Here is a 22,862-nt window from a genome sequence, read left to right as displayed (position 1 = left end):
ATTATTCAATTACGCCGATATAGGGAAGATTGCGGTACTTTTGCATGTAATCCAGTCCGTAGCCCACCACGAATTTATCGGGGATTTGAAAACCCACATAATCCACTGCAACATCTGTGGTCCTTCTGTCAGGTTTATCCAGAAGAGTGCATATTTTAACACTATTTGGCTTCCTGGTGTTTAAAAGATCCACAAGATATTTCAGTGTATTACCGGAATCAATGATATCCTCGACAATAAGTACATCCTTACCTTCTATGGAATCATCCAAATCCTTAATTATCTTAACCCTTCCTGAACTTACGAAACCATCTCCATAGCTGGAAACTGACATAAAATCAATGGAAAGGGGAACACTGATATGCTTTGCCAGCTCACAGGTTGCAAAGACACCACCCTTTAATACACAGATAAGATGCAGCTCTTTTCCTGCATAATCCTTACTTATCTGCTCTCCCAAACTTTGTATTTTCTTATTAACCTCTTCTTCGGATATTAATACATTAATTGTCTCATTCATTTTGTTCTTCCTCCGTTAATTTTATCTGAAGTATCCTCTTTGTATTCTCATCCACCTTATAGGCTTCACTGATTCTGCTTCCGATTATCCACATAATATGGGGACCATCCGCTAACAAAGGCAGGATATCCCTCTCTTGTCTCGGTATCTTTTCATCTATGAAAAAGGCCTTTAACTTTTTTGTGCCACCCTTCTCATCGATACAAAGATAATCTCCCTGTTTACGGGAGCGGATTAACACAGTATCCTTAATTTTATCATAATCAAACCATTTAGTACAGATACTTTGAGGAATTATCATATTTTTTTTATAATTCAGCAGACTTGCCGTAAGAATCTTTCCTTTTTCGAAAAGAGGAGTGATGCCAGGTATCATAAGCTCTCTTTCCTGTACCGCCTCTCCGGCGCCGGTTACTTCTTCCATCCCCTTTTTCCCCAGGGTCAGCTCGATATGATGATATTCTCTTACAGCAGTAATCCCATAGGGCAGATTTATTCTCTTTCCAGCCTGTTTATCCAAAAGATTTAATACCGCTGCCACATGAAGTGACTCTACATCCTTTAAGCTTTCACTCAATAAGTAAAATGCCTTTCTCACCACTTCTTTTTGTATCACAACGTCTTCTGCCGCAAGTTCCTCTGCCTTTAAGAGAATGCAGGTTTTCTCTTTCTTTATGAGTATTCTCTCTTCTGCCTTTTGTGTGGATTTTTCTATAAACTCTTTAATTTCCGTCAAACTTTGTGCGGCCTTTGCAATATGGGATACCGCCTTTTTGTTTACTGCCTCTGCTTCCTTTAGAATACCCAAGCGTATTTTGTTCCGGCTGTAATCCATGGTAAAGTTGGTGGAGTCGTTCAGATAAGGGATTCCCCTTTCCTGTAAATATGCTTCTATCTCCCATCTTTCAAGGCAAAGCAGGGGTCTTATGATCTTATCCCTTACAGGACTGATACCCGTCAATCCCCTAAGGGCACTTCCTCTGAACATATGAAAAAGAACCGTTTCCGCATTGTCATTTTTATTATGTGCAATTGCGACTTTATTACACTTATATGCAATAAGATACTGATTAAAAACCTCATATCTTGCTTTTCTTCCTGCTTCCTCTAAAGACATGCCGCCTTCCTTTGCAAGCAATGGAATATCCTTGTAAACCGCTGTAAAGGATGCCTTTTCCTTTCTGCAGAGTTCCCGCACATATTCTTCGTCCCTAAGGGCCTCCTCCCCTCTTATTCCATGATTTACGTGGATTACATAAAGGGTCAGCTCATATTCTCTTTGAAGCTCTAAAAGTACATGAAAAAGGCAGACCGAATCCGCTCCGCCGGAAACACCGACAATAATTTGGTCCCCCTTTTCAAGCATTTTATAGTTATCTATATACTGTTTTACCTTATTTGTCATGAATAACTCCAGCGTTTTTTATCATTTTACCTCGAACGGCAGGAAATATCAAGCCTTGCTCCAAAAGCCGGCTACCAGCACTGTCATATCATCTACAGGAACCCAGCCATTTTGTTCCAGAGCCATATTTAAGAGGGCATTCGCCATCTCCTTCGGATTATTAGTCTTAAGGTCTTTTAAGAATTCACTGATGAATTCATCCTTATCCTCCCCAGGTATACAGTCTACTACCCCGTCGGTAGCCATAATGACAAATTCGCCGCTGTATAATTTCTTGGTTATGATTTCATAATCTGCCTTCTGGATGATACCAGCCGGCAAAGAGGTGGAATGGATTACTTCCACCTCTCCTGCTTTTTTAAGAAAGGTAGCGGCAGCTCCCATCTTGATAAAATCGCAAAAGCCCGTGTAAAGATTAATAATGGTCAAATCAATGGTGGAAAAGCTCTCCTCCCTGTCCCGTAATACCATAATGGAATTTATCAGCTTAATGGCAGATTCCTTGCGAAAGCCCGCTTCCATAAACTGCTCTAACAGTTCAATTACCGACTCACTCTCTTCATAGGCCCCCTGCCCTGTACCCATGCCGTCTGCCAGGCTCATAATAAAGGTTCCCGTATCGGGATTTAAGAAGGAATAATTATCCCCGGAAACAGGGTTTTTCTCCTTATTCATTCTGGCAAAGCCGGTATATACCATATAATCCGTATCTTCCACAAAGGTAAAGGTTTCCGGTTCCTTTGCAATCACCTTTTTGCAGCCCTCATAGGGTCTCATGGGTTTGCCGTAGGCTTTTCCTATGATGCCTGCCGCCTCCTTTACGGTAATACAGCGTCCCTTATCCGTCCTTGCCGTTAGATAAATCTCTTTCTTGCCATCCCGTTTTTCAAATATTGCAACCTTTTTAGCCATGATATGATTGCGCCTTAGTTCCGAGGCGATTTTTTCCTTCTTCCCTTCCTCTTCCGATGGCTTATATAAATCCAGGGAGAAATCATCAATAATATTGGCCACCTCTCCCAGTTGTTCTGCAATGGCTGCCCGGCTCTGTGCCAGTTTATTGCTCCAGGTCATGTTAATTCTCGCCACTTCTATGCTTCGCTTGGCTTCTTCCAGAAAATTATCCAGGCAGATGCATCTGGAAGTAAATTCTCCCGGAATCTCATTTAAGGATACGGTTCCGTTTTCATTCACCTGCTCCATAATACGATAGGCCCCCTCATAAGTCTCATAAAAATGCCCCTCCCAGCAAAAGCTGCAATTCTCACAATCCTTGCAGAGCTTTTCGGATAATTGGTCAAACAGCTCCCTTTTATCAAGCTTATCAAGCCCTTCCTTCTGTTCGGAGATGGAGTGAAAGGTTGTAGAAAGATTATGAAAAGATTCTGAAAAGTCCCTCAGCTTCCCCCTGGCAATACTTTGCAGATTCTGATGGACAAACACTTCCTCCTCTCTGTCACTCTCTCCTGTTCCTTTACCGTATATCAGATTTTTAGGCAGGAGGAAAAACAGTACCGCACAGGAAATCAGCACTCCAAACCCTTCCAGATTAAGCTTACTGTCCTTATAAAGCTCTCCTAAGACTAAAAAGCCTCCCGCATAAGCCAAAAAATCCACGATTCTTCCCATCTCCCGAAAGCTTCCGCTGATGATACCAAGCATGCACATAAGGCCCAGCTGGTTCAATTCCCCTGTTCGCAGTGCCATTATAATGCCGCCGGCCGCTCCTATGACTGCGCCAAAGCCGGCCCCATACCGAAAGCCGATAATAAGCACGCTAAACATTGCACAGGTTAGCGGAAGAGAAAAGCCCAGAGATTTCATATCCGGTATACTGTATATGATAACTCCCCCCATAACTGCAAGACCGATAATTTCTTCATTTGACAAGACTTCACTCTTTGCCCTGGGATTGATGACCGACTCCAGTCCTTTCCGAAATACCGGCGCCGATACAAAGACAATGACTCCTTCCGCAAACCCCATCATGATATAATACCCTATGTTACTGTTTAGCGTGCTGTAAAAACAGGTAAGTACCGTAGTAACGGCGGCGGCTATTCCGCCCATAGCCCATATGTTGATTTTCTTACTGCGGTATTCAACCATAGATACCAGAATGGAAAATACAATAATGGCAATCAGATATTTAATCATCTCCGATATTCCCATTACGGATACGACTCCCAGCGCTACCATAACCATAGATAATATACGTCCCTTTGGTTCCAAAAACAGTGCCGCCAGGTACCCCATGGCAAATGGATTTATACCCATAAACACCGCCCGTGCCATAATTACGCCAAGCAGGCTGGTAACTATTCTCCTTATGTTTTGTTCTTTCATTGTTTTTTCTGTCCTCCCTTTTACCTTACAGGACCTGATTTTAACAAACAGTTTTTATTCAAGAGGCCGCTGCCTGTTTAGTCCGTTTAATCCTGTATTATAGGGTTGTACCATTGAAATCTTTGTCAAAACCAAGTGTCCCTATACAAAAAGTTTTTGACAGAATCCTCTTTGCCTGCACGAAAGAATCGAATAGAGAGAGCTCATTTTATTTAAGAAACTAAGATTAGAACTTCTTTTTCTCATAAGAAGCAGTATTAGCTCAATGTATTGGATTCTAAAAAAAGACCGTATTACCTGATTATATACACCAATCAAATAATACGGTCTTTTCAATTATATAATAGCGAAGGACGGATTTGAACCGCCGACACTGCGGGTATGAACCGCATGCTCTAGCCAACTGAGCTACTTCGCCAAAGCAACGAAGACAATTATAACTGCTGCCAAAAAGTTTGTCAAGTCCCATTCGCTCCCATTCCATAAACTTCTGCTTGCAGATGATTTACTGCTTTAAATCAGGGTGTGAAAGTCTTTATTTCACTACTCTTCTGATTTGAAAATAATTTCATCCTTGTAAACTAATCCGAATTTTTCCCTGGCCATTTCCTCAATAAACTTCTTGGTCTGGACATAGGCCTTCTTCTCTTCGATGTCCTCTTCTGTTTTTTTCTCCGCTTCAATCTGGGTGTTTAGCTGCTCGATCTTTTGATCTGCCTTTGCTTCCACCAGATTAAGCTCCTGCTGTTTGTATGTAACAATACCACATATGGACAATACCATAAATGCCGTAAGAATCAGGCCTGTCCGCCTCTTTTGCTTTCTTCGGTTGCGCCCCTTCAAATCTAACCACCTTTTTCTTTATCAGATACGGTTATTTTACTAGATTTCTTATGCTTTTTCAATAATTTTCGTATATTTATCGAAATTTTTTTAAATAGTTTGAATACTCTAGAAAAACCATGTCCTGTTACACGTCCAAGGAAGCGAAAGGGCTTTAAGATTAGATGTATTATATACAAAATTCCCCCTTTAATCTTATTCAGGAATCCCGCTATCAGCTCAACCAGCGGGTCACTGATCAGATTATGGTATAAAAGCATGCCAAGAAACATGCCAAGAATGGCAAACCCCCTGATAATACCGTTATTTTGCTGATACATCATGCGAAATATCAGAACACTGGAAACTGTCCAGTACAATAAGTCCTCTATACCAATAAGAATTGCTCCCCTGGGAAAGACTCTTCTGATAATGCGGAAAACATCATAAAATATCAGCAGATAAATGCCCCAGAGCACACAGTTTCCAAAAAACGCAAGCTCTATAAAAATCTCCTTATTCATTCAATCGCTCCTGCCTGCATACTTTTTGATTCTGCCTATTTAAACAGCCTGCTAATTAAGGATTCCCCTGATTTACCGTATCCGTTTGAATCGGAATAAGTAAGGCTGTCTATCTTTCCGTCCACATCCACCTCACCTTTTTCCAGGGTCAGGCGGTTTACATGAAGTTCATTTCCCCTTATCATTAAGATTCCCTGCTCTGTCTCTAACAGCACTTCACCTGCATCAAAGCTTAAGACATCCTTAACGCCGGTTATCATAGCCTGGCTTCTGGCATTTAAGCTGACTTTATGTAACTTCTGAATTCCCTGTTTTTCATCCATAAAAAAGGCCTCCTAATATACTTTCTCTTAAGTATATTAGAAGACCCTTCATTTCATACCAAAATAATACGAGCTCCCATGCATGTCACATCTGTTTGCAGCTCCTTTATTGCCTGGGCCCAGAGTATAAAAATTGCTTTCTTTACACGATATACTCGTACAGCTCCTTGGCATCGTCCTTTCTCACAGTTTCCTGTACATCCAGTACCTTTACCTTCACTGCCTTACCGCCAAAGCCAATCTCTATGATATCGCCTTCCTTGACAGCAGCAGATGCTTTGGCTGTTTTTCCGTTAATCAGGACACGGCCTGCATCGCAGGCTTCATTTGCCACGGTTCTGCGCTTAATTAATCTGGATACCTTTAAAAATTTATCTAACCTCATAAATACCTCTTCCTTAATAAAAATAAAAATCAAAAAAGAAGCTGTTCTAAAAATCTGTTCCTCCACTTCCAAGCAGTTAACTTACCTTTGGTGAACACGATTCTTAACAACAGCTTCTTTCAGGTTAAATCATCCTATGCGTTGATAACATCCTTTAAAGCTTTACCAGCTTTGAACTTGGGAGCTTTAGATGCGGCAATTGTTATAGCCTCTTTTGTTTGAGGATTTCTTCCGGTTCTTTCAGGTCTTTCAGATACTTCAAAAGTTCCGAAGCCAACTAACTGTACCTTCTCACCTTTTGTAAGTTCTTCTGTAACAACATCAATAAAAGCCTTTAATGCTTTCTCTGAATCCTTCTTGGATAATTCTGTTTTTTCTGCAATTGCTGCAACTAATTCGGCTTTGTTCATGGATTTAACTCCTCCTCTAAAGTAATTGATATTTGTAAAATAACCGTTAGGATTATTTTCTTGTTCTGCAATGCCTTTTAAGACATTGGTTATATCGGTTAAACTTGTACTTTTTCCTCTGTAAGTCCTTCGATATCTACAAATCTATTTATAAACTTATTAGTAGCATTTGTCAAGGAATTTTCTGCATTTAACTGCAAAAATACGGACAAATTTACTATTTGAAACAGAAGATCTTCAAATTTCTCTTCCAATTGGTTCTCCTGCCCCTCTTCCCACTTATTTTTAAGGGTAAAAAGCTCCTTAGAAAGCCTCTCAAAGGTCTTTGTAAGTTCTTCCTTAACCGGACCCTCCTCTTTTCCTTTCTTAGCCCTCTTAATAGCTTTTTCGGCTCTCATAAGAGCAGGAAGGGCCTTGGGAATATCCTTAAGGGTGTCTGACGTACTTTCCTGCTTTTTTTCCTGTTTCTTTATCTCATCCCAATTCTTAACCACCTGGTCAGCATCTATCTGTTCCCTCTCACCAAAGATATGAGGGTGGCGCCTTATCATCTTTTCGCTTTCTCCTGTAATAATGTCCTCTACGGTAAATTCTCCGCTTTCCTCTGCAATCACTGCGTGGAGGGCAATCTGCAGGAGCACATCCCCCAATTCCTCACAAAGATTTTCAGTATTGCCATTCCGGATGGCCTCAACGCTTTCATAAGCCTCTTCTAACATATATTTGTCCAGACTTTCATGGGTCTGCTTTCTGTCCCATGGACAGCCCTTTTCACTGCGCAGATACCGGATAATATCCATAAATTCATCAAAGGTGTACCTTTTATCCATTGTTTCCTCTTTCTTACAGCTTATACATAAAATTTAATAAGTCATAATTTTTCATAGGCATCATCCCCATTCCGAAAGAATGAAGGCCGACTCACCCTGTAACACGATTGCTCCTGGCGTTATTCTATCATATTTCCAAATATCTTACAACTCACTTTCCGCTGCCCTGCTCACTGCTTCAAATCTCTTAAAGATTAGCTGCTAACTGCAGCACCTTCACAAAATCTCTAAATCTTTACAAAAATCTTATAACAACCTAACACAAACAATCTTTTTATTTACCTTCGTATTCAATACAATGTACTTAGCTGTTAATGGTATTGAAGGAGGCAGGTTATGTACTTTTTCACACATCTTTTTATATCAAAAGTTTTATACCGGCACTTTTTACCGGAGGTGGAACTGGATAGACGTTCTTTTTCCTATGGTAATATCAAACCGGACTTACCCTCAAGGTCACGAAATCATCATACCTTGGAAAACTGTCTGTTTACTGTCTGCGATTACTCCAAAGAACTTATGGAAGAAGAAGTAACCTTAGAATACTTATCCGCCCGTTTAGGAGAGATTTGCCACTATGTATGTGATTTCTTCTGCTATTATCACCTGAATGAGCAAATCCATAACAGGCGGCTTCATCATTTCTTCTATGAAGTGGGACTTCACTATAAACTTCGTTCCATCTGGCATAAACATAAAATCCAAATAACTTCCAGTATGCTGGAGCCAAGAAAAGACATCAGTTCCATTATCTTAGAAATGCGTAAGTCTTACTTTTCCCAAACTCCCTGTATGAAAAGGGATATCGATTATGCACTTATGACTTCTGTGTGGGCCTGTGAATCCATTCTCTATTTTATGAAATATCCTTCCGGCTTAACAGGCGGACTTAAACCTGCTATCTGTTCTTTACTAACCGCAGAAGGAGAACTCCTATGAAGGTCGCACTTTTTACCGATACTTACCTGCCGCAGATAAACGGTGTCACAAACACCTTAAATAAGCTTATACAATATTATCAAAGGGCCGGAATTGAATATAAAGTCTTTGTACCAAAGTACGAAACGGAAGACGATGACTGTAATACCTTGCGCTTCTATAGCATCCGGTTCTTTTTATACCCCGAGAACAGGGTTGCCTTTCCAAATACCTTTCGAATTAATTCTGTACTTTCTGATTTCCAGCCGGACCTCATACATATCATGACCGAATTCAACATGGGGCTTGCCGGTTTAAATTATGGAAAAAAGCACGGGATACCTACCATTTCCAACTACACGACCAATTTCTCCCAGTACATGGATTACTACAAAATGCCCTTCTTAAAACAGTCCGTATGGAATTACATGAAATGGTTCCATACCCAAAATGACATTACTCTCTGTCCCTCCTTTTCCGCACAAAAGCTCCTCCACACTTACGGCATCCACAATACAGATATCTTCTCCCGGGGTATTGATTCCGATAACTTCCATGCCATGTACCGCAGTGACAGTTTAAGGGAAGAACTTGGTATTGCAGATAAAACAGCATTCCTCTATGTAGGGCGGGTATCCCATGAAAAGGATCTGGATATTCTTAGTGAGAGCTACCAGACCATCCATGAAAAATATGGGGATAAAGTTGCTCTGGTGATAACAGGGGATGGACCCTATATGGAAAAATGCAGGCAGATTTCCCCGGAAGATACTGTCTTTACAGGCTTTTTAAAGGAGAAAGAGCTTTCGGCAATGTATGCCTCCTGCGATATTTTTATCTGTCCCTCTTCTACGGAAACCTTTGGAAATGTTGTTTTGGAAGCCATGTCTTCGGGTCTTCCCGTAATCGGTGCAGATGCCGGAGGAGTGGGTGAGATTGTTAAGCACCGGCAGACAGGGTTGAAATTTGCGGGAAGGAATGCCAAGGAGCTTACAGCCTGTATGGCGGAACTGTTAGAGAATCCCTCCCTCCAAAATACTCTTAAGAGAAACGGGCGTGAGTACAGCACCTTAAGGTCCTGGGATAAGATATTTGAAGGCCTTATGAATATTTATGAAGACACTATGGCAAAGAAAGGAATAAGCACTGTCGGCGCATGACGAAAGGTGCTTACGGTCGTAAATATGATTCGAATAGCAATTATAGGCAGCGGCTATGTAGGCCTGGTAACAGGGGTATGCCTGTCCGATTTTGGATGGCAGGTAATCTGCGTGGACCGGAATGAGGAATCCATCCATAAGCTGAACACGGGAGTCCCCGCTATATATGAACCCGGGCTTGAGGATTTATTAATAAAAAACTTAAATAACAAAAGAGTCAGCTTCACCACCGACATCAAGGAGGCGGTAAATGCTTCCGATGTTATCTTCATTGCAGTTGGTACTCCCCAAAAAGAAAACGGAAGTGCCGACCTTACCAATGTCTATGAAGCTGCCCATCAAATAGGCAGCTTTATGAAGCAATCTAAAATTATTGTAAATAAGTCAACCGTTCCCGTAGGAACCGGCCAGGCAGTAAAGAAAATCATACGGGAAGAACTCACTTTAAGAGGCATGGATTTTTCCTTTGATGTGGTTTCCAATCCTGAATTCTTAAGGCAGGGCTCGGCCATTCAGGACTTTACTCATGCAGACAGGGTTGTAATTGGAGCAGAATCCAAAGAAGCCATAGAAATGATGAAAGAAATCTACCGGGTTCTATATCTTAATGAAACCCCTTTTCTGATTGTTAATATTGAAACGGCAGAGATGGTAAAGTACGCCTCTAACGCCTTTCTGGCAGCAAAGATATCTTTTGTAAATGAATTATCGGAGCTGTGCGAGAAAACCGGCGCCAACATCCAGCAGGTTGCTAAAGGCATGGGGATGGATGGAAGAATCGGTTATAAATTCCTGCATGCAGGTCCGGGTTACGGCGGAAGCTGCTTTCCAAAGGACACAAAAGCCTTACTGCATATCGGAGAGGTCAACCACTGCAGCCTTGGTATCGTAAAAGCCACCATAGATGCAAATGAAAAGCAAAAGCACCGGATGGTTAGGATGGTATTACAGGCAATGGGGTCCTTAAAAGGGAAGACCTTAGGCATACTTGGCCTGGCTTTTAAAAACAATACTGACGATATGAGAGAAGCTCCTTCCCTGACAATACTTGGTGAGCTGGCTCTGCAAGGCGCAAGCTTTCGTATCTATGATCCAAAGGCCATGCAAAATGCCCTTCCCTTATTGGCAGCAAAGCAGATTCCGGTGTTAGAATGCTGTGAAGATGAATACCATACGGCTTTGGGTGCCGATGCTGTTATCCTGATGACAGAGTGGAACCAGTTTCGAAGTCTGGATCTTGATAAACTTAAATATGGGATGCGGGATTTATATTTCTTTGATTTCAGGAATATTTATTCAAAAGAAATTATGGCAGAAAAGGGCTTTTACTATTACTGCGTAGGGAGGGCATAACTATGAAAGGCGCTGCATTTATCCTATCAGACCGTTGAACATGTCTGTCTGATAGGATAAATGCAGCGCCCATCCATTACTGCTCCATCTGCCTTCCCAAAAAGTAAGCTGCCGTGCTTGCAAGCTTATTCTCCACATCTCCGAATTTCACCTTCGGGTCCTTGGTAAGCACTATTACAGACCCGATTGCATCACCTTCGCTGATAATCGGCCAAATCACCTGATAAGTATATTCCGTATCATCATCGGCAACAATGTGTATAAAATTCTTGTCCTCTTTGGAGGCTAATACACTTTCTCTTTCCTCTATTACGTGTTCAAGTTCCGGTGTTATGGATTTTGAAAGGAGTTCTCTCTTCATGCTGCCAGAGGCTGCCACAAGCTGATCTTTATCCGATATGGCAATAACGTGCCCTGTTGTCTGCGCAAGGGAATCGGCATATTGCTTGGCAAACAGACCTAATTCTCCTATGGGAGAATATTTTTTGAGAATAATTTCACCTTCTCTGTCCGTAAATATTTCTAACGGATCTCCTTCTCTGATTCTTAAAGTACGGCGGATTTCCTTTGGAACCACAACACGTCCCAAGTCATCTATTCTTCTAACGATTCCTGTTGCTTTCATAATTTATTCCTCCATTTTGCATCCTATTCATAATGTGGTTCTTATGGTTATTATTGTTTGTCAAAAGGAATAAATTATACATTGTTGGATTATTTTATATTAAAATTGATTTCGACAGGAAATATTACTTCTTTCATATACAGGCCTTGCGGCGGAAGAGTTATACCGGCATTTTCCCTTCTTTTGCTCTGAAAAATACAGTTTATGTCTTCTGCCTCTCTCTTATGCAGACCTATTTCTAAAAGTGTTCCGGCAATAATTCGTACCATGTTATAAAGAAAACCATTTCCGGTAATCAGTATTCTCACCTGTTTTACTACTTTGTGATAATCTGTCATTGCAACCGGCTCTATTAAAATACTGTCGATTCTTCTGACCGTATCATAATTCTCTCTTTTTTCCGAGGAAAAAGCTCTGAAATCATGGGTACCTGTAAGAAGCCCTGCTGCCTTTTCCATCGGAGAGAGGTCAAGCTCTTCACCAACCTGGCAGACATATTTCCGAAGAAAAACCGAAGGCACTTCATCCACCTCAAAACGGTATTCATAGGTCTTTGCTATAGCACTTTTTCTGCTGTGAAAATCCATAGAAACTTCCGAAAGCTCCGTAACTTTAATATCTTCCGGCAAAATTTCATTGATGTATCGCTGCATTTCTTTTAAGCTAAGATTTGTATGGCACTTAAAATTTGCCGCCTGTCCTATGGCATGAACACCCTTATCGGTTCTGCCGGAGCCTGTTACCTTGATATTTTCCTTAAGCACCAAAGAAAGAGCCTCCTCCAAAACAGATTGGATGGACTTTTTACTCTCTTCTTCCTTAAGCCTCTGCCAGCCTGCATAACCGCTTCCGTCATAGGATACTATTAACTTTATATTCTTAGCTTCCATCTTAACTTCTTTCCCATGGCATAAACCATTCTCTTTTATCATATAGTTTAGGATGACAGTTTCTTACGAGGTAATTATGTTTGAGGTAATTCAACAAATAGATGATATTCTTCTTTTCTTTGTTACAAAAAATTTACATACGCCTTTTATGGATAGGCTCATGATATTCTTCACCACATTGGGAAATTCTTCTCTTCTTTGGACTGCCCTTTGTCTTATCCTGCTTCTTACAAAAAAAGACCGCAAATGGGGCATTCTGCTTGCAGCCGCACTTATTGCAGAGTTCTTACTGTGTGATGATATCTTGAAACCATTTATTGCAAGAGAACGGCCTTTTGTCAGACTTCCCGGTTATCCGGACCTGATTAAAGCCCCTCATTCCTACTCCTTTCCCTCGGGTCACACGATGTCCTCCTTTACAGCAGCCACCATTCTATATTATAGGCAAAAGAGCAGCGGTATTGTCTTTTTTACAATCGCTGCCCTTATCGGTTTTTCCCGGATTTATCTTTTTGTCCATTATCCTTCTGATGTTCTTGGCGGAATGCTATTTGGGATTCTTCTTGCCTTTATCCTTGTAAATACCGCTAAGCGCTGCCTTATCCCTGCTTAGGAGTACTTGTGGGTGCAGTCTCCGGAGTACTTGTTGGCGCAGTCTCTCCGGCACCGCCTTCCGGTGCAGTTTCTTCAGCGTCATCCCGCAGAATCAAAGAAGCCCATACTTTTTCCTTTACCTCTACCTTATAATTATTTGACCACTGCTCATAAAGCTTCTTAAACAATTCATTCTGTCTTTCCTGAATGATTTCTTCCTTCTTCTCTAAGGTAGCATCCTTATCAAAATCACTTACACAATAAATAATGTGATATCCGTATTGGCTCTCTGCAATAGGACTTATCTCCCCGGTTTTAAGAGCAAAGGCGGCATTTTCAAATTCTTCCACCATGTCTCCTTTGCCAAAGGTATATTCTACTTTGCTGTCTTCGGTGTTAGCTTCCGCAAACTTCTTAAAATCCGTTGTTTTTTTTGCTTCCTTTAAGAGCTTTACCGCCCTGTTGTAGGCAGTCTTTTTTTCTGCCACCGTCATGGCCTCTTCCCTGCCATCCTTCTCCACAGTTGTTTTTATCAGTATCTGGTCAACGGTTATCTGCTTTGCTTCCTCATCAGAGACATCTGTGTCCACATCCATGGTCACGGCATCGTAAACCTTCTGATAAACGGTATTTTCCCTGTAGAATTTACGGATCAGATCTTCTGTAACGCCGTATTTTTCTCTATCTTCTTCCGTAATTCCGCTAAAATAATTTGCTGCCTTTTCCTGCACGGTGGCCTCTTCTTCCTCCGACAGGGAAACATTATAGCCGCCTGCCTTATCAAGAATAATTTTGGTCTGAGTGATGAGATTTAATATCTCCTCTTTTGCCTGGTCTTCAAAGGTCGTATTGCTTCCTACATTATAGCTCCATATCTGGTCACTGAAATAGGATTCATACTGGGCTTTCATGAACTGAAAATATAGCATAACCTCATTGTAATATACCTTATTGTTCCCAATGGTTACTACCAACTGCCCCCTATTCTCTTTTGTATCCTCCTCATTCCCGTAATCCTTTGCCGCCTGTACCGTTGGAGCTTTCTCTTCCTTTTGCACAGAGGCTTTCTCCTTACAGGCGGTAAGACTAAGTAACAACGCCGAAGCCATTAATAAACACCCAAATTTTTTCACTGATTTCTTCATGAAAACTCCAATCTTTATCTAAAGCGCATCCTCTTTGTATCTTTATAGTCTCTTATACCTTCCCATTATAAGGTATTATACGGTTTCAATCAATAGCTTAAAATCGTCTAAAAGATTCTTTATCAGCTCAAATATACTTAAGGCATCAGGCTTTCCTCTTCCCTGAATCTTCTTTATCGAATACAGGAAATAAGGATTGGCTTCCGGCACCAGTTTAAAGCAGGGTTCATGTTTCTTTACAAGCTCCGGAATCCTCGCTACGGACAGCTTTGCCTTGGGATACATTACAAACTTAATCTCATCCCCTTTGTACGTAAGGGAGGTAACATAAACACTGTGGCATATGGACTTAATGTGTGCAATGTTTAACAGGTTATTAACACTGGAAGGCATATCCCCAAAGCGGTCCACTAACTCTTCCTGCATGTCAAGGAACTCTTCTTCGGTGTTAATATCTGCAATTCTCTTATAAACATCCAGTTTCTGAAATTCATTTTTAATATAAGTTGCAGGAATATAGGCATCCACATCCATGTCTACCGTGGTTTCAAAGGTTTCTTCTTCTGAAATCTGTCCCTTCATAGTCTTAATGGCATCGTTTAGCATCTTGCAGTAAAGGTCATATCCTACCGCTTCCATGTGACCGCTTTGCTGGGCTCCAAGGAGATTTCCGGCACCTCTGATCTCTAAGTCCCTCATAGCTATCTTAAAACCGGAACCAAGCTCCGTAAATTCCTTAATTGCCTGAAGTCTTTTTTCAGCGATTTCCTTTAACATCTTATCCCTGCGGTACATCAAAAAGGCATAGGCTGTACGGTTGCTTCTGCCGACTCTTCCTCTTAACTGATAGAGCTGGGAAAGCCCCAGTCTGTCTGCATCGTCTATAATCATGGTATTTACATTGGATATGTCAAGTCCTGTCTCAATGATGGTGGTGGATACCAGTACATCAATTTCCCCATTGATAAAGCTGAACATAATGCGCTCCAATTCCCTCTCACTCATCTGACCATGGGCAAAGGATACATTGGCCTCCGGTACCAGGTTGGCAACCTTTGCAGCTATTTCGTCAATACCGTTTACACGGTTATACACATAATAAACCTGTCCTTCTCTGGCTAACTCTCTGTGGATGGCTTCACGGATAATTTCCTCGTTATGCTCCAATACAAAGGTCTGAATGGGCATCCTGTCAACCGGAGGCTCATTTAATACGCTCATGTCACGGATTCCGATAAGGCTCATGTGAAGGGTTCTTGGTATGGGGGTGGCTGTCAGGGTCAATACGTCCACATCCCCTTTTATCTGCTTGATTTTTTCCTTATGGGTTACGCCAAAGCGCTGCTCCTCGTCTACGATCAGCAGTCCCAGGTTCTTAAACTGGATGTCCTTTGACAGTACCCTGTGAGTTCCGATAAGAATATCAAGACTTCCCTTTTTTATCCGCTCTATAACCGATTTTTGCTGAGCAGGTGTCTTAAAACGGGAGAGCATATCAATGCTAACCGGAAAATCCATCATTCTCTGGACAAAGGTATTGTAATGCTGCTGGGCTAAGATAGTTGTGGGAACCAATACCACCACCTGTTTTCCATCGGCAACTGCCTTAAAGGCTGCCCGGATGGCAATTTCCGTCTTTCCATAACCCACATCCCCGCAGACGAGCCTATCCATAATCTTGATGCTTTCCATATCCCGCTTGGTCTCTTCAATGGCTCTTAACTGGTCATCGGTTTCCTCATAAGGAAACATTTCCTCAAACTCATTCTGCCATACCGTATCAGAACTAAAAGCATAGCCTTCCTTTTGCTGGCGCTTTGCATAAAGATCCACCAGCTCTCTGGCAATCTCCTTTACAGCGCTCTTTACCTTGGTCTTGGTATTCTTCCATTCTATGGAATTTAACTTATTAAGCTTATGCTTTCCGGCATCAGCTCCGGCATATTTTTGAATGACATCCAGACCCGTCGCCAGAATATAGAGTACGCCGCCTCCGCCATACTCTATCTTAATATAATCCTTTATAATCTTATCGACCTCTATCTTCTCAATCCCCCGGTATATACCAAGTCCGTGGTTTTCATGAACGACATAGTCACCGATATTAAGGTCTGCAAAACTTTGTATCTTATTGCCGTCATACTCTCTAATCTTCTTTTTTTTCTTCTTTTCCGTGCCAAAGATGTCACTTTCGGAAATAACAACAAGGTTAATAAGGGGGTATTCAAAACCCTTATGAAGATTCCCCCCTGCCACCATAATCTCGCCCTTTTGGATGACCCTGTCCATGTCCTCACTGTAAAAGGCATTTAATTCATGCTCTCTTAAGTCCTCTGACAGACGCTTTGCCCTGGTCTTGGAAGGAGAGAGTAACAGCACTTTGTAGCCGCTCTTTTTCCATTTCAGCAAATCCTGTACCAGGATATCAAAATTATTGTTATAGGGATTGACAGAACGGACTGTCATATCCCATTTATTCTTAACCGCAAAAGAAGGCATTCTTACATCCATGGTGCTAAGAAGCAGGAGACTTTTCTGGCTTAAGCCTGCCAAAAGCTCCTTATAGCTGTAAACGGCATCGCTTTGTCCCGGAAGAATATAGCCCTTTTCAATTCTTCCTATCATGCCTTCCCTGAATTCGGTCTCGACTGCCTCTCCTCTTTCCTGCACCCTGCCAGGTTCATCAAGGAATATAAGAGAATCCTCTCTGGTGAAATAATCAAAGAAAGATACGGTTTCCTCATAAAAATAACGGATATAGCTGTCTATTCCTACAGAGCCCTGAAAGCTCTCTACATTTTCCTTGAATTCATCAATAATGCTCTGGATACGGAAGGCTTCCTCCGTCTTTCTTTGTTCTCTCAACCTCTTAACATGGACTTTCTTCTCTTCTTCCAGCTTCCTAAGTCCTGCTGCCAGCCGCTCTTCACTTAAGACAATTTCTGCTGCCGGGAATATGATAAATTCTTCATGGCGCTCAATGGAGCGCTGACTGCTGACATCAAAGGAGCGGATGGAGTCAATATCATCCCCCCAGAACTCAATACGATAGGGGCATTCCTCTGCCGGCGGAAAGATATCAAGAATTCCTCCTCTTACTGCAAATTCCCCCGGTCCTTCCACCTGTGCCTGCCTTTCATATCCAAGATGGATTAAGGCTGCCTGGAGCTTTGACAGATCACAGGCTTCTCCTTCCTTTAACCTGATGACATTTTTCTTTAGGAAGTTAAGAGGCAGGATTCTATCCATTCCGCCGTCAACGGTGGTTACCACGGTAATGGGCTCTTTGCTTAGAAGCCTTTTTAATATCTTAAGCCTTTCCCTGACAATGGCATTGCCGTGGATATCTGCACTGTAAAAGATAATATCCTTGGCAGGGTAGAAGAAAACATTCTTATCATAGAGCTTATAGTCTTCACAGATTTCTTTCGCCTTTAGGTCATTATAGGTTACAATTAGCTTCTGGGAATATTCCTCTCCCAGTCCGTATATAAGGTGACATTTCTGGGAATCAATACAGCCGGTTATCTGAACCGGTGTATTCTTAAGCTTTAAACTATCCTTTATCTCATTAAATTCTTTCAATTCCTTCAGCGGATTAATAAAGGTTCTCAAGAAGGTGCCTCCTTATTTTCTGTTATATAGATTCATAGCCTGCTCCATTCCCTCTGTCAGAATGGTCTTCACTGCCTCCGAAGCCTTCCCCAGAGCTTCTCTGACGACAGGCTGCTCCTCCTTTGAAAACCTTGAGAGTACATAATCGGCCAAATCCCAGCCTGCCGGTTTATCTCCCACACCTACCCTTACCCTTGGGAAATCTTCTGTCCCCAGATGAGCAATGATACTCTTTATCCCGTTATGCCCTCCGGCACTTCCCTTGGTACGGATGCGGAGTTTTCCGGGCTCTAAGCTGATATCATCATATATGACAATAATATCCTCCGGTTCCACTTTATAAAAATCCTTTAACTCCCTTACACTTTCCCCGCTAAGGTTCATGTAGGTCTGGGGCTGTGCTAAAATCACCTTTTCCCCTGCTATCATTCCTTTTCCGCATATTGCCTTATGTTTTTTAAAGTCCAGAGAAATCCTGTAATCATCGGAAATTTTTGTAATAGCATCAAATCCGATGTTATGCCTGGTGGCCTGATATTCTCTGGTTGGATTTCCAAGTCCTACGATAATGTACATGTTGACCTCTTATATTCATATTTTTTCGCACGCAACAATAGAACGCATCTTTCGATCCGCCCTGATATAAAGGAAGCTGCCTACCACACAGATGGACTTGCAGCCGTTAATTACTATTATTGTGTATATAAATTTATTATATACGAAGGAGGAAGCAATGGCAAGGGAAGAATCGAACTTCTTAAAGTTGTTGAATTCTTTCCCATTTTAGCACCGTACATAGCAGTAAAATCAAAAGAAGCCAGCACCATTAAATGCTGGCTTCAAGTTCGTCATGATTTACACATGATTTGAAATTCATGGTAGCAATATCTGTTTATCATCTTTTTACCGCAGCTTTTCTTCGCTTTTTAAGCAATTTGTATAGTCTTCGACAAATTGCTTCGCTTGATTGACAAACCGCTCTTCCTCTTTCGTAGCTATAACATGGCTTCCGATAAATACGGCTTTTAGCAGGATAATGCTATGATTATCTGTCATTACGAATTGATCGAAATAAGGTATGCGATATTCCTGCCCTTCAAATTGTTTTTCCATATATGAAATGGGCCAGGAATCAACTGTTAAAAAATGCTTGCCTAAGGTATCTCCCGAAAATAGATAATTCACTGCTATCAATATATCCTTTTCTTTGTTTATATATAATAATTGTCTGTTTTTCGGCTTCAACGGATCATTCTCATAAAGGTCATCTTTTTCAATAAAATAATCATTATCGGGTAATGACGCGCTATAATACTCGTCAGTTTCTGATGTGATCTGCGCAAAATTTTCAGATGTCAGATTTTCTTTTATATACAAGAAACTCTTTTCAAAGGATGTATAATAGTCTTTCTCTCCGCCTTTTTGATTGCTATTACATCCAGCCATCATCATGCTAATTATAAGTACTAAAAAATATAAAACATGTTTTTTCTTATCAATTTGTTGTGTCATATGTCTCCGAATATATATCTATATTACTAGACGGATAAACTGTAGCATAAACATAACTTGTTGTATACAGCTTATTATTCATATTTGCAGTATAGGCAGTCCACGTTGTTACAGTCCCTCCAACTTTAGTCCCTCTATAATAAAGATCTATATGCCCTACCTTTCCTTTTGGCACTGTATAAGATAACGAATATCCGACAGCTTCATTTGTGCTGCGGGAATCCTTGTATCCAACACCAACCTGCGTTTTAATATCAGCTAATATACCAGCTTTTATTTCTCCGGTAAATGATACGTTACCACTCCATTCCGATCCTTGAGAAGTCGAATTTGTTACAACTCCGTTCATCACTGCTGGTCCACTTCCATACTTATTATTATGCGAAAAAGTAGCAATAGTTTTAAATTTATCAACTTTTGATGTAACATTATAGTTATAAGAAGAAAAATATGGACCTATAATTACATCATATGGTGTGATTATTTGGCTTTCTGGTATCCCATTTTGTGTCGTTTCTGTTACAGGTGCAACCCAACTTCTAGTTTGGCTCTCATTTTCTTTAGCGAAAGCTGTTATACCATTTAACGTAAATAACATAATCCCTGCCATCATTAGCGCTACTACTTTGTTTTTCATACTCTCAACCTCTCATTCCCAAAGCAAATTAACAGTTGCCTACAAATATTAACACAAATTGTATTTATTGTAAATATATCCCTTCTTAATGATTTGATTAAACAATAAGACCCAAAACCAGATTATTAATCACTAGAATAAATAATTTCTGGCATAAAAAACAAGCTCTACCCTGCAAGCCCGACATAATAATGAAAGATATGTCTAACTTATAAGGTAGAGTTTACCTCTTTCCCACCAGAACGGCTAAATTTTATTAATTTCATCTTATTATCAGTTGAAATTAGGTACGGCTATAGGCTATCCTCCCGTCTTAAGACTGTGCATCCACAAGGATTCCCTTGATATCCTCCATTGACAAATTGCTTTTTTGCGCCTGCTTCTTAATTTCACGCAGCACCTTTTCCTGCTTTTGGGCAATGTCTTCCATAGAGTCCGTCTCATCTCCGGCTTCTTCCGGCTTCTTTTCAGCCTGTACGGCATCTTCTTTTTTGCTTTCGTCCGTCTTTGTATTATCTTCCAACTTCTCATCCGTCTTATCTACTGCTTCATCCAGAAGCATACCGGCAACTTCCTTAGCGGTACCTTTTGCTATCTCTTGCGCATCTTTCCCTGCATCCACAATTGAATGTGTTTTCAGGCGTTCGATACTAATTTCATTTATCACTTTACCGATATCAGCTATCTCACTTGTAGCAGTCTCCATCTTCTTAGACCAGTAGGTCTCCATACTGCTTACTTTCAGTATTTCCTTCTGATAGTCCGTAAGAGGACCCATATTTACCAGTCTGCTCTTCTCGTCTTCTGATAGTGTATCAGGATTGTTATTCGCTTTAATAAGGACATCCAAGTTCTTTTGTTCCTCGGAATCCCCGGATACTCCATAGGATTTTTGTATATCCCCTTTCATTTCCTGAACTGATTTTATTTTATCCTTGTATTCGTCAACATTCGTATTAAGTTCTTTCCGCTGGTTTTTTATCTCCTGAACGCCAGCGTCCACATTAAGCTCTCTTGAAAAAGCGTCCAATATCTTTTTTATGGCCTGCTTTTGTCCCATCGCTTTTTTATTCGCAACGAGGTCCTGATTTACATTCAGGTCACCTGCATATATGCTGCCTGCCGTTTTTTCATGCTTGTTTCTGTGTTTATTGTTTTGGGCAGTTTCATTTAATTCCCTGCCGTTTACGTTGCTGTTGTTTATTTTGTTGTTACTTAAGATTTGTGTTGTTCCCACCTTCATATAAACTCCTTTCGCGAATATCAAACTTTGACTTGATATCCCTGAATACCCATTTTTAAACATTAATTTTGATTCTATGAGTTATATCGGTACTGGGGGCAGGAACTTTATAATCTTAACAAATTTGTAAGAAGTTACCTAATTTTTATTTCCACTTGTAGGATTCTTTCGCCATTACATACTCACTGTAAAAATTGGTTGTATTGAATTCTGCGTCTCTTATATGTCCTTCAAAATCCTTATCAGCCTTTAGGAAATACTCATAGAGCAGAAGATTCTTTTTACTCCTGGTCAACGGATCATCCCAGGTGCAGTCTACGTTATACCATTCGCCATTAAGCTTAACGATATTCCAGCCATGGCTGTCATCGTTTCCGGTACCGGTTATAATCCGGCAGGGAATACCTGCTTCCGTAAACATTTTGTAGGCAATACTCATATACCCCTGACAGGTCGAGCTTTTTCCGATAAGATTAGCATAGGAGGAATAGTTTTTTGCTGAAGTGTCATAGGATGCATTATTTATGATAAAGTCATGTATTTTCTTAATTTTTTCAAAATCGCTTAATTCATTTATTTTCCACTTTTTTAAAAGGTGGCTGACTGTCTCATCTACCAGCTTAGTTTCTTCATAATCTTCGTTATATTTAAATTCATAGGTTACTGTCAGCTTACTTCCAATCCCCACTATATGGGCATATATACTATTTACCTTATATCTTAGATAATCGTAATCGTCCGAGGTACTTTCGTCGTCTATGGCATATACCTGATCAATTACATCCTCTGTAAACCATTCCATACTTTCTACATTGCCTTTATAGGAAAGAACCTTCTTTTCATCCCCATTTAGCATAGCTTCCCTGACCTGCAGGACAAAATCTTCATTATCCTGTTTTTCGCTTAAAACATTCATACTTACATTGCGGCTGATGTGATACCGAAAATTAACCCCAAATAACACAAATGCAATAACGCCGACCCAAAATAATGTCTTGGTTATTTTTCGCATAGAATGGCTCCTTTCTTGCTGTCTATAATAGCTCCCATGGCATAAATCGTCTGCTTGCAGATGATTTACTGCCTCAAATCAGGGCGTGAAATGTTTTCTATTTCACGCTAAGCCGCATGGTTTTCTGCTTTTTAAAACCCAGCAATATCTTTCCATATATAGTAAACACAATTCTATTATACAGCATACTGCTAATCCTATGCAATAACTTTCCGTTTGCAAACGTTTTTAAAAGGGGATGCTGCAAGAAATGTAAGAACCTCCTGCAGCACCCCCTTCTATAGAGTGAAGATGAATTCATTTCGTCTTTTAGGCTTCTATTTTCTCATCATACTCTTCAACGGCTACTTCGTAGCTTTCAAGTATTACTTTCTGAATTTTATCCCTTGTCTCTGAATTAATAGGATGTGCAATATCCCGATATTCCCCGTCTCCTGCTTTTCGGCTGGGCATTGCAATAAATAAGCCTTTTTCCCCTTCAATAACCTTAATATCGTGTACGACAAATTCGTTATCCATAGTAATGGATACCACTGCTTTCATTTTCCCTTCCTTACTTACCTTACGTACACGAACGTCTGTAATTTGCATTT

23 protein-coding genes and 1 tRNA gene are annotated in these 22,862 nt (G+C 40.7%); 4 read left to right on the top strand and 20 right to left on the bottom strand.

What is annotated here, in order from left to right; genetic code table 11:
• Position 1 precedes the first annotated feature (1 nt).
• From hpt to mazG, 10 genes are all read right to left on the bottom strand, one after another.
• Positions 2–520, bottom strand: coding sequence for a hypoxanthine phosphoribosyltransferase (gene hpt / locus BUF11_RS08685; RefSeq protein ID WP_073588463.1), 519 nt, complete (start codon positions 518–520; stop codon positions 2–4).
• Positions 513–1,925, bottom strand: coding sequence for a tRNA lysidine(34) synthetase TilS (tilS, locus tag BUF11_RS08680; RefSeq protein WP_073588462.1), 1,413 nt, complete (start codon positions 1,923–1,925; stop codon positions 513–515). Before tilS ends, hpt begins: the two co-directional genes overlap by 8 nt.
• Before the next feature lie 48 nt (positions 1,926–1,973).
• Positions 1,974–4,271 carry a stage II sporulation protein E gene (spoIIE, locus tag BUF11_RS08675; protein ID WP_073588461.1) on the bottom strand — a complete coding sequence of 766 codons (2,298 nt, stop codon included), beginning with the start codon at positions 4,269–4,271 and terminating at the stop codon, positions 1,974–1,976.
• Positions 4,272–4,615: 344 nt separating this feature from the next.
• A tRNA-Met gene (locus BUF11_RS08670) sits at positions 4,616–4,689 on the bottom strand.
• A 125-nt stretch (positions 4,690–4,814) separates the two neighbouring features.
• Entirely contained in the window at positions 4,815–5,114 is a 300-nt protein-coding gene (locus BUF11_RS08665; protein ID WP_073588460.1) for a septum formation initiator family protein, read from the bottom strand.
• A gap of 2 nt (positions 5,115–5,116) precedes the next feature.
• The gene (gene yabQ / locus BUF11_RS08660; RefSeq protein ID WP_073588459.1) at positions 5,117–5,617 is read right to left on the bottom strand and encodes a spore cortex biosynthesis protein YabQ; all 501 of its coding nucleotides are present in this window, start codon (positions 5,615–5,617) and stop codon (positions 5,117–5,119) included.
• A 35-nt stretch (positions 5,618–5,652) separates the two neighbouring features.
• Positions 5,653–5,940: a sporulation protein YabP gene (gene yabP, locus BUF11_RS08655; RefSeq protein ID WP_073588458.1), complete on the bottom strand. Its 288-nt coding sequence runs from the start codon at positions 5,938–5,940 to the stop codon at positions 5,653–5,655.
• 142 nt (positions 5,941–6,082) lie between these two features.
• The gene (locus BUF11_RS08650) at positions 6,083–6,325 is read right to left on the bottom strand and encodes an RNA-binding S4 domain-containing protein (protein ID WP_073588798.1); all 243 of its coding nucleotides are present in this window, start codon (positions 6,323–6,325) and stop codon (positions 6,083–6,085) included.
• A gap of 134 nt (positions 6,326–6,459) precedes the next feature.
• On the bottom strand, positions 6,460–6,735 hold the full coding sequence (locus BUF11_RS08645; protein ID WP_033164013.1) for an HU family DNA-binding protein: 276 nt from the start codon (positions 6,733–6,735) through the stop codon (positions 6,460–6,462).
• A 98-nt stretch (positions 6,736–6,833) separates the two neighbouring features.
• Entirely contained in the window at positions 6,834–7,565 is a 732-nt protein-coding gene (gene mazG, locus BUF11_RS08640; RefSeq protein WP_073588457.1) for a nucleoside triphosphate pyrophosphohydrolase, read from the bottom strand.
• 336 nt (positions 7,566–7,901) lie between these two features.
• On the opposite strand from mazG, the gene BUF11_RS08635 reads away from it, so the two are divergent.
• Genes BUF11_RS08635 through BUF11_RS08625 form a run of 3 tightly spaced genes read left to right on the top strand, consistent with a single transcriptional unit; the run spans position 7,902 to position 10,996 of the window.
• Positions 7,902–8,504, top strand: coding sequence for a zinc dependent phospholipase C family protein (locus tag BUF11_RS08635; protein ID WP_073588456.1), 603 nt, complete (start codon positions 7,902–7,904; stop codon positions 8,502–8,504).
• Positions 8,501–9,643 (top strand): glycosyltransferase family 4 protein, encoded by a 1,143-nt coding sequence (locus BUF11_RS08630; protein WP_073588455.1) that lies wholly within the window; start codon positions 8,501–8,503, stop codon positions 9,641–9,643. Before BUF11_RS08635 ends, BUF11_RS08630 begins: the two co-directional genes overlap by 4 nt.
• 24 nt (positions 9,644–9,667) lie before the next feature.
• Positions 9,668–10,996, top strand: a complete 1,329-nt coding sequence (locus BUF11_RS08625) for a UDP-glucose dehydrogenase family protein (RefSeq protein ID WP_073588454.1) — start codon at positions 9,668–9,670, stop codon at positions 10,994–10,996.
• 76 nt (positions 10,997–11,072) lie between these two features.
• Here BUF11_RS08625 and spoVT read toward each other — a convergent pair whose 3' ends face one another.
• Together spoVT and truA are read right to left on the bottom strand one after the other, a co-directional pair.
• Complete coding sequence (gene spoVT, locus BUF11_RS08620) at positions 11,073–11,621, bottom strand: stage V sporulation protein T (RefSeq protein ID WP_073588453.1); 549 nt, start codon at positions 11,619–11,621, stop codon at positions 11,073–11,075.
• 89 nt (positions 11,622–11,710) lie between these two features.
• Positions 11,711–12,511, bottom strand: a complete 801-nt coding sequence (truA, locus tag BUF11_RS08615) for a tRNA pseudouridine(38-40) synthase TruA (RefSeq protein WP_073588452.1) — start codon at positions 12,509–12,511, stop codon at positions 11,711–11,713.
• A 76-nt stretch (positions 12,512–12,587) separates the two neighbouring features.
• Here truA and BUF11_RS08610 point away from each other — a divergent pair, with 76 nt between their 5' ends.
• Positions 12,588–13,124, top strand: a complete 537-nt coding sequence (locus BUF11_RS08610) for a phosphatase PAP2 family protein (RefSeq protein ID WP_073588451.1) — start codon at positions 12,588–12,590, stop codon at positions 13,122–13,124.
• Here the strand turns inward: BUF11_RS08610 and BUF11_RS08605 are convergent.
• The 8 genes from BUF11_RS08605 to spoVG all read right to left on the bottom strand — a co-directional run bounded on the left by BUF11_RS08605 (position 13,111) and on the right by spoVG (position 22,860).
• On the bottom strand, positions 13,111–14,250 hold the full coding sequence (locus BUF11_RS08605; RefSeq protein WP_073588450.1) for a peptidylprolyl isomerase: 1,140 nt from the start codon (positions 14,248–14,250) through the stop codon (positions 13,111–13,113). The two genes, BUF11_RS08610 and BUF11_RS08605, sit on opposite strands and share 14 nt — an antisense overlap.
• A gap of 75 nt (positions 14,251–14,325) precedes the next feature.
• The gene (gene mfd / locus BUF11_RS08600; RefSeq protein ID WP_073588449.1) at positions 14,326–17,865 is read right to left on the bottom strand and encodes a transcription-repair coupling factor; all 3,540 of its coding nucleotides are present in this window, start codon (positions 17,863–17,865) and stop codon (positions 14,326–14,328) included.
• Positions 17,866–17,877: 12 nt separating this feature from the next.
• Entirely contained in the window at positions 17,878–18,441 is a 564-nt protein-coding gene (pth, locus tag BUF11_RS08595) for an aminoacyl-tRNA hydrolase (protein WP_073588448.1), read from the bottom strand.
• A gap of 327 nt (positions 18,442–18,768) precedes the next feature.
• Positions 18,769–19,377 (bottom strand): hypothetical protein, encoded by a 609-nt coding sequence (locus tag BUF11_RS08590; RefSeq protein ID WP_073588447.1) that lies wholly within the window; start codon positions 19,375–19,377, stop codon positions 18,769–18,771.
• Entirely contained in the window at positions 19,361–20,014 is a 654-nt protein-coding gene (locus tag BUF11_RS08585) for a hypothetical protein (RefSeq protein ID WP_073588446.1), read from the bottom strand. The genes BUF11_RS08590 and BUF11_RS08585 overlap by 17 nt, the downstream gene beginning before the upstream one ends.
• A 313-nt stretch (positions 20,015–20,327) precedes the next feature.
• Complete coding sequence (locus tag BUF11_RS08580) at positions 20,328–21,257, bottom strand: hypothetical protein (RefSeq protein ID WP_073588445.1); 930 nt, start codon at positions 21,255–21,257, stop codon at positions 20,328–20,330.
• Between the two features lie 145 nt (positions 21,258–21,402).
• Positions 21,403–22,269, bottom strand: a complete 867-nt coding sequence (locus BUF11_RS08575; protein ID WP_073588444.1) for a transglutaminase domain-containing protein — start codon at positions 22,267–22,269, stop codon at positions 21,403–21,405.
• Positions 22,270–22,578: 309 nt separating this feature from the next.
• Positions 22,579–22,860 carry a septation regulator SpoVG gene (gene spoVG / locus BUF11_RS08570; protein ID WP_073588443.1) on the bottom strand — a complete coding sequence of 94 codons (282 nt, stop codon included), beginning with the start codon at positions 22,858–22,860 and terminating at the stop codon, positions 22,579–22,581.
• Positions 22,861–22,862: the final 2 nt, after the last annotated feature.

The sequence above is a fragment of the Anaerocolumna xylanovorans DSM 12503 genome (assembly GCF_900143645.1).
GTDB lineage: Bacteria > Bacillota > Clostridia > Lachnospirales > Lachnospiraceae > Anaerocolumna > Anaerocolumna xylanovorans.
This window is presented reverse-complemented; position numbering and strand designations above follow the sequence as displayed.

Excerpts from the sequence above, each read along its gene's own strand:
- hpt (WP_073588463.1), bottom strand. The coding sequence starts at position 520 with ATGAATGAGACAATTAATGTATTAATATCCGAAGAAGAGGTTAATAAG.
- tilS (WP_073588462.1), bottom strand. The coding sequence starts at position 1,925 with ATGACAAATAAGGTAAAACAGTATATAGATAACTATAAAATGCTTGAA.
- spoIIE (WP_073588461.1), bottom strand. The coding sequence starts at position 4,271 with ATGAAAGAACAAAACATAAGGAGAATAGTTACCAGCCTGCTTGGCGTA.
- yabQ (WP_073588459.1), bottom strand. The coding sequence starts at position 5,617 with ATGAATAAGGAGATTTTTATAGAGCTTGCGTTTTTTGGAAACTGTGTG.
- yabP (WP_073588458.1), bottom strand. The coding sequence starts at position 5,940 with ATGGATGAAAAACAGGGAATTCAGAAGTTACATAAAGTCAGCTTAAAT.
- BUF11_RS08650 (WP_073588798.1), bottom strand. The coding sequence starts at position 6,325 with ATGAGGTTAGATAAATTTTTAAAGGTATCCAGATTAATTAAGCGCAGA.
- BUF11_RS08645 (WP_033164013.1), bottom strand. The coding sequence starts at position 6,735 with ATGAACAAAGCCGAATTAGTTGCAGCAATTGCAGAAAAAACAGAATTA.
- mazG (WP_073588457.1), bottom strand. The coding sequence starts at position 7,565 with ATGGATAAAAGGTACACCTTTGATGAATTTATGGATATTATCCGGTAT.
- BUF11_RS08635 (WP_073588456.1), top strand. The coding sequence starts at position 7,902 with ATGTACTTTTTCACACATCTTTTTATATCAAAAGTTTTATACCGGCAC.
- BUF11_RS08630 (WP_073588455.1), top strand. The coding sequence starts at position 8,501 with ATGAAGGTCGCACTTTTTACCGATACTTACCTGCCGCAGATAAACGGT.
- BUF11_RS08625 (WP_073588454.1), top strand. The coding sequence starts at position 9,668 with ATGATTCGAATAGCAATTATAGGCAGCGGCTATGTAGGCCTGGTAACA.
- spoVT (WP_073588453.1), bottom strand. The coding sequence starts at position 11,621 with ATGAAAGCAACAGGAATCGTTAGAAGAATAGATGACTTGGGACGTGTT.
- truA (WP_073588452.1), bottom strand. The coding sequence starts at position 12,511 with ATGGAAGCTAAGAATATAAAGTTAATAGTATCCTATGACGGAAGCGGT.
- BUF11_RS08610 (WP_073588451.1), top strand. The coding sequence starts at position 12,588 with ATGTTTGAGGTAATTCAACAAATAGATGATATTCTTCTTTTCTTTGTT.
- BUF11_RS08605 (WP_073588450.1), bottom strand. The coding sequence starts at position 14,250 with ATGAAGAAATCAGTGAAAAAATTTGGGTGTTTATTAATGGCTTCGGCG.
- pth (WP_073588448.1), bottom strand. The coding sequence starts at position 18,441 with ATGTACATTATCGTAGGACTTGGAAATCCAACCAGAGAATATCAGGCC.
- BUF11_RS08590 (WP_073588447.1), bottom strand. The coding sequence starts at position 19,377 with ATGACACAACAAATTGATAAGAAAAAACATGTTTTATATTTTTTAGTA.
- BUF11_RS08585 (WP_073588446.1), bottom strand. The coding sequence starts at position 20,014 with ATGAAAAACAAAGTAGTAGCGCTAATGATGGCAGGGATTATGTTATTT.
- BUF11_RS08580 (WP_073588445.1), bottom strand. The coding sequence starts at position 21,257 with ATGAAGGTGGGAACAACACAAATCTTAAGTAACAACAAAATAAACAAC.
- BUF11_RS08575 (WP_073588444.1), bottom strand. The coding sequence starts at position 22,269 with ATGCGAAAAATAACCAAGACATTATTTTGGGTCGGCGTTATTGCATTT.
- spoVG (WP_073588443.1), bottom strand. The coding sequence starts at position 22,860 with ATGCAAATTACAGACGTTCGTGTACGTAAGGTAAGTAAGGAAGGGAAA.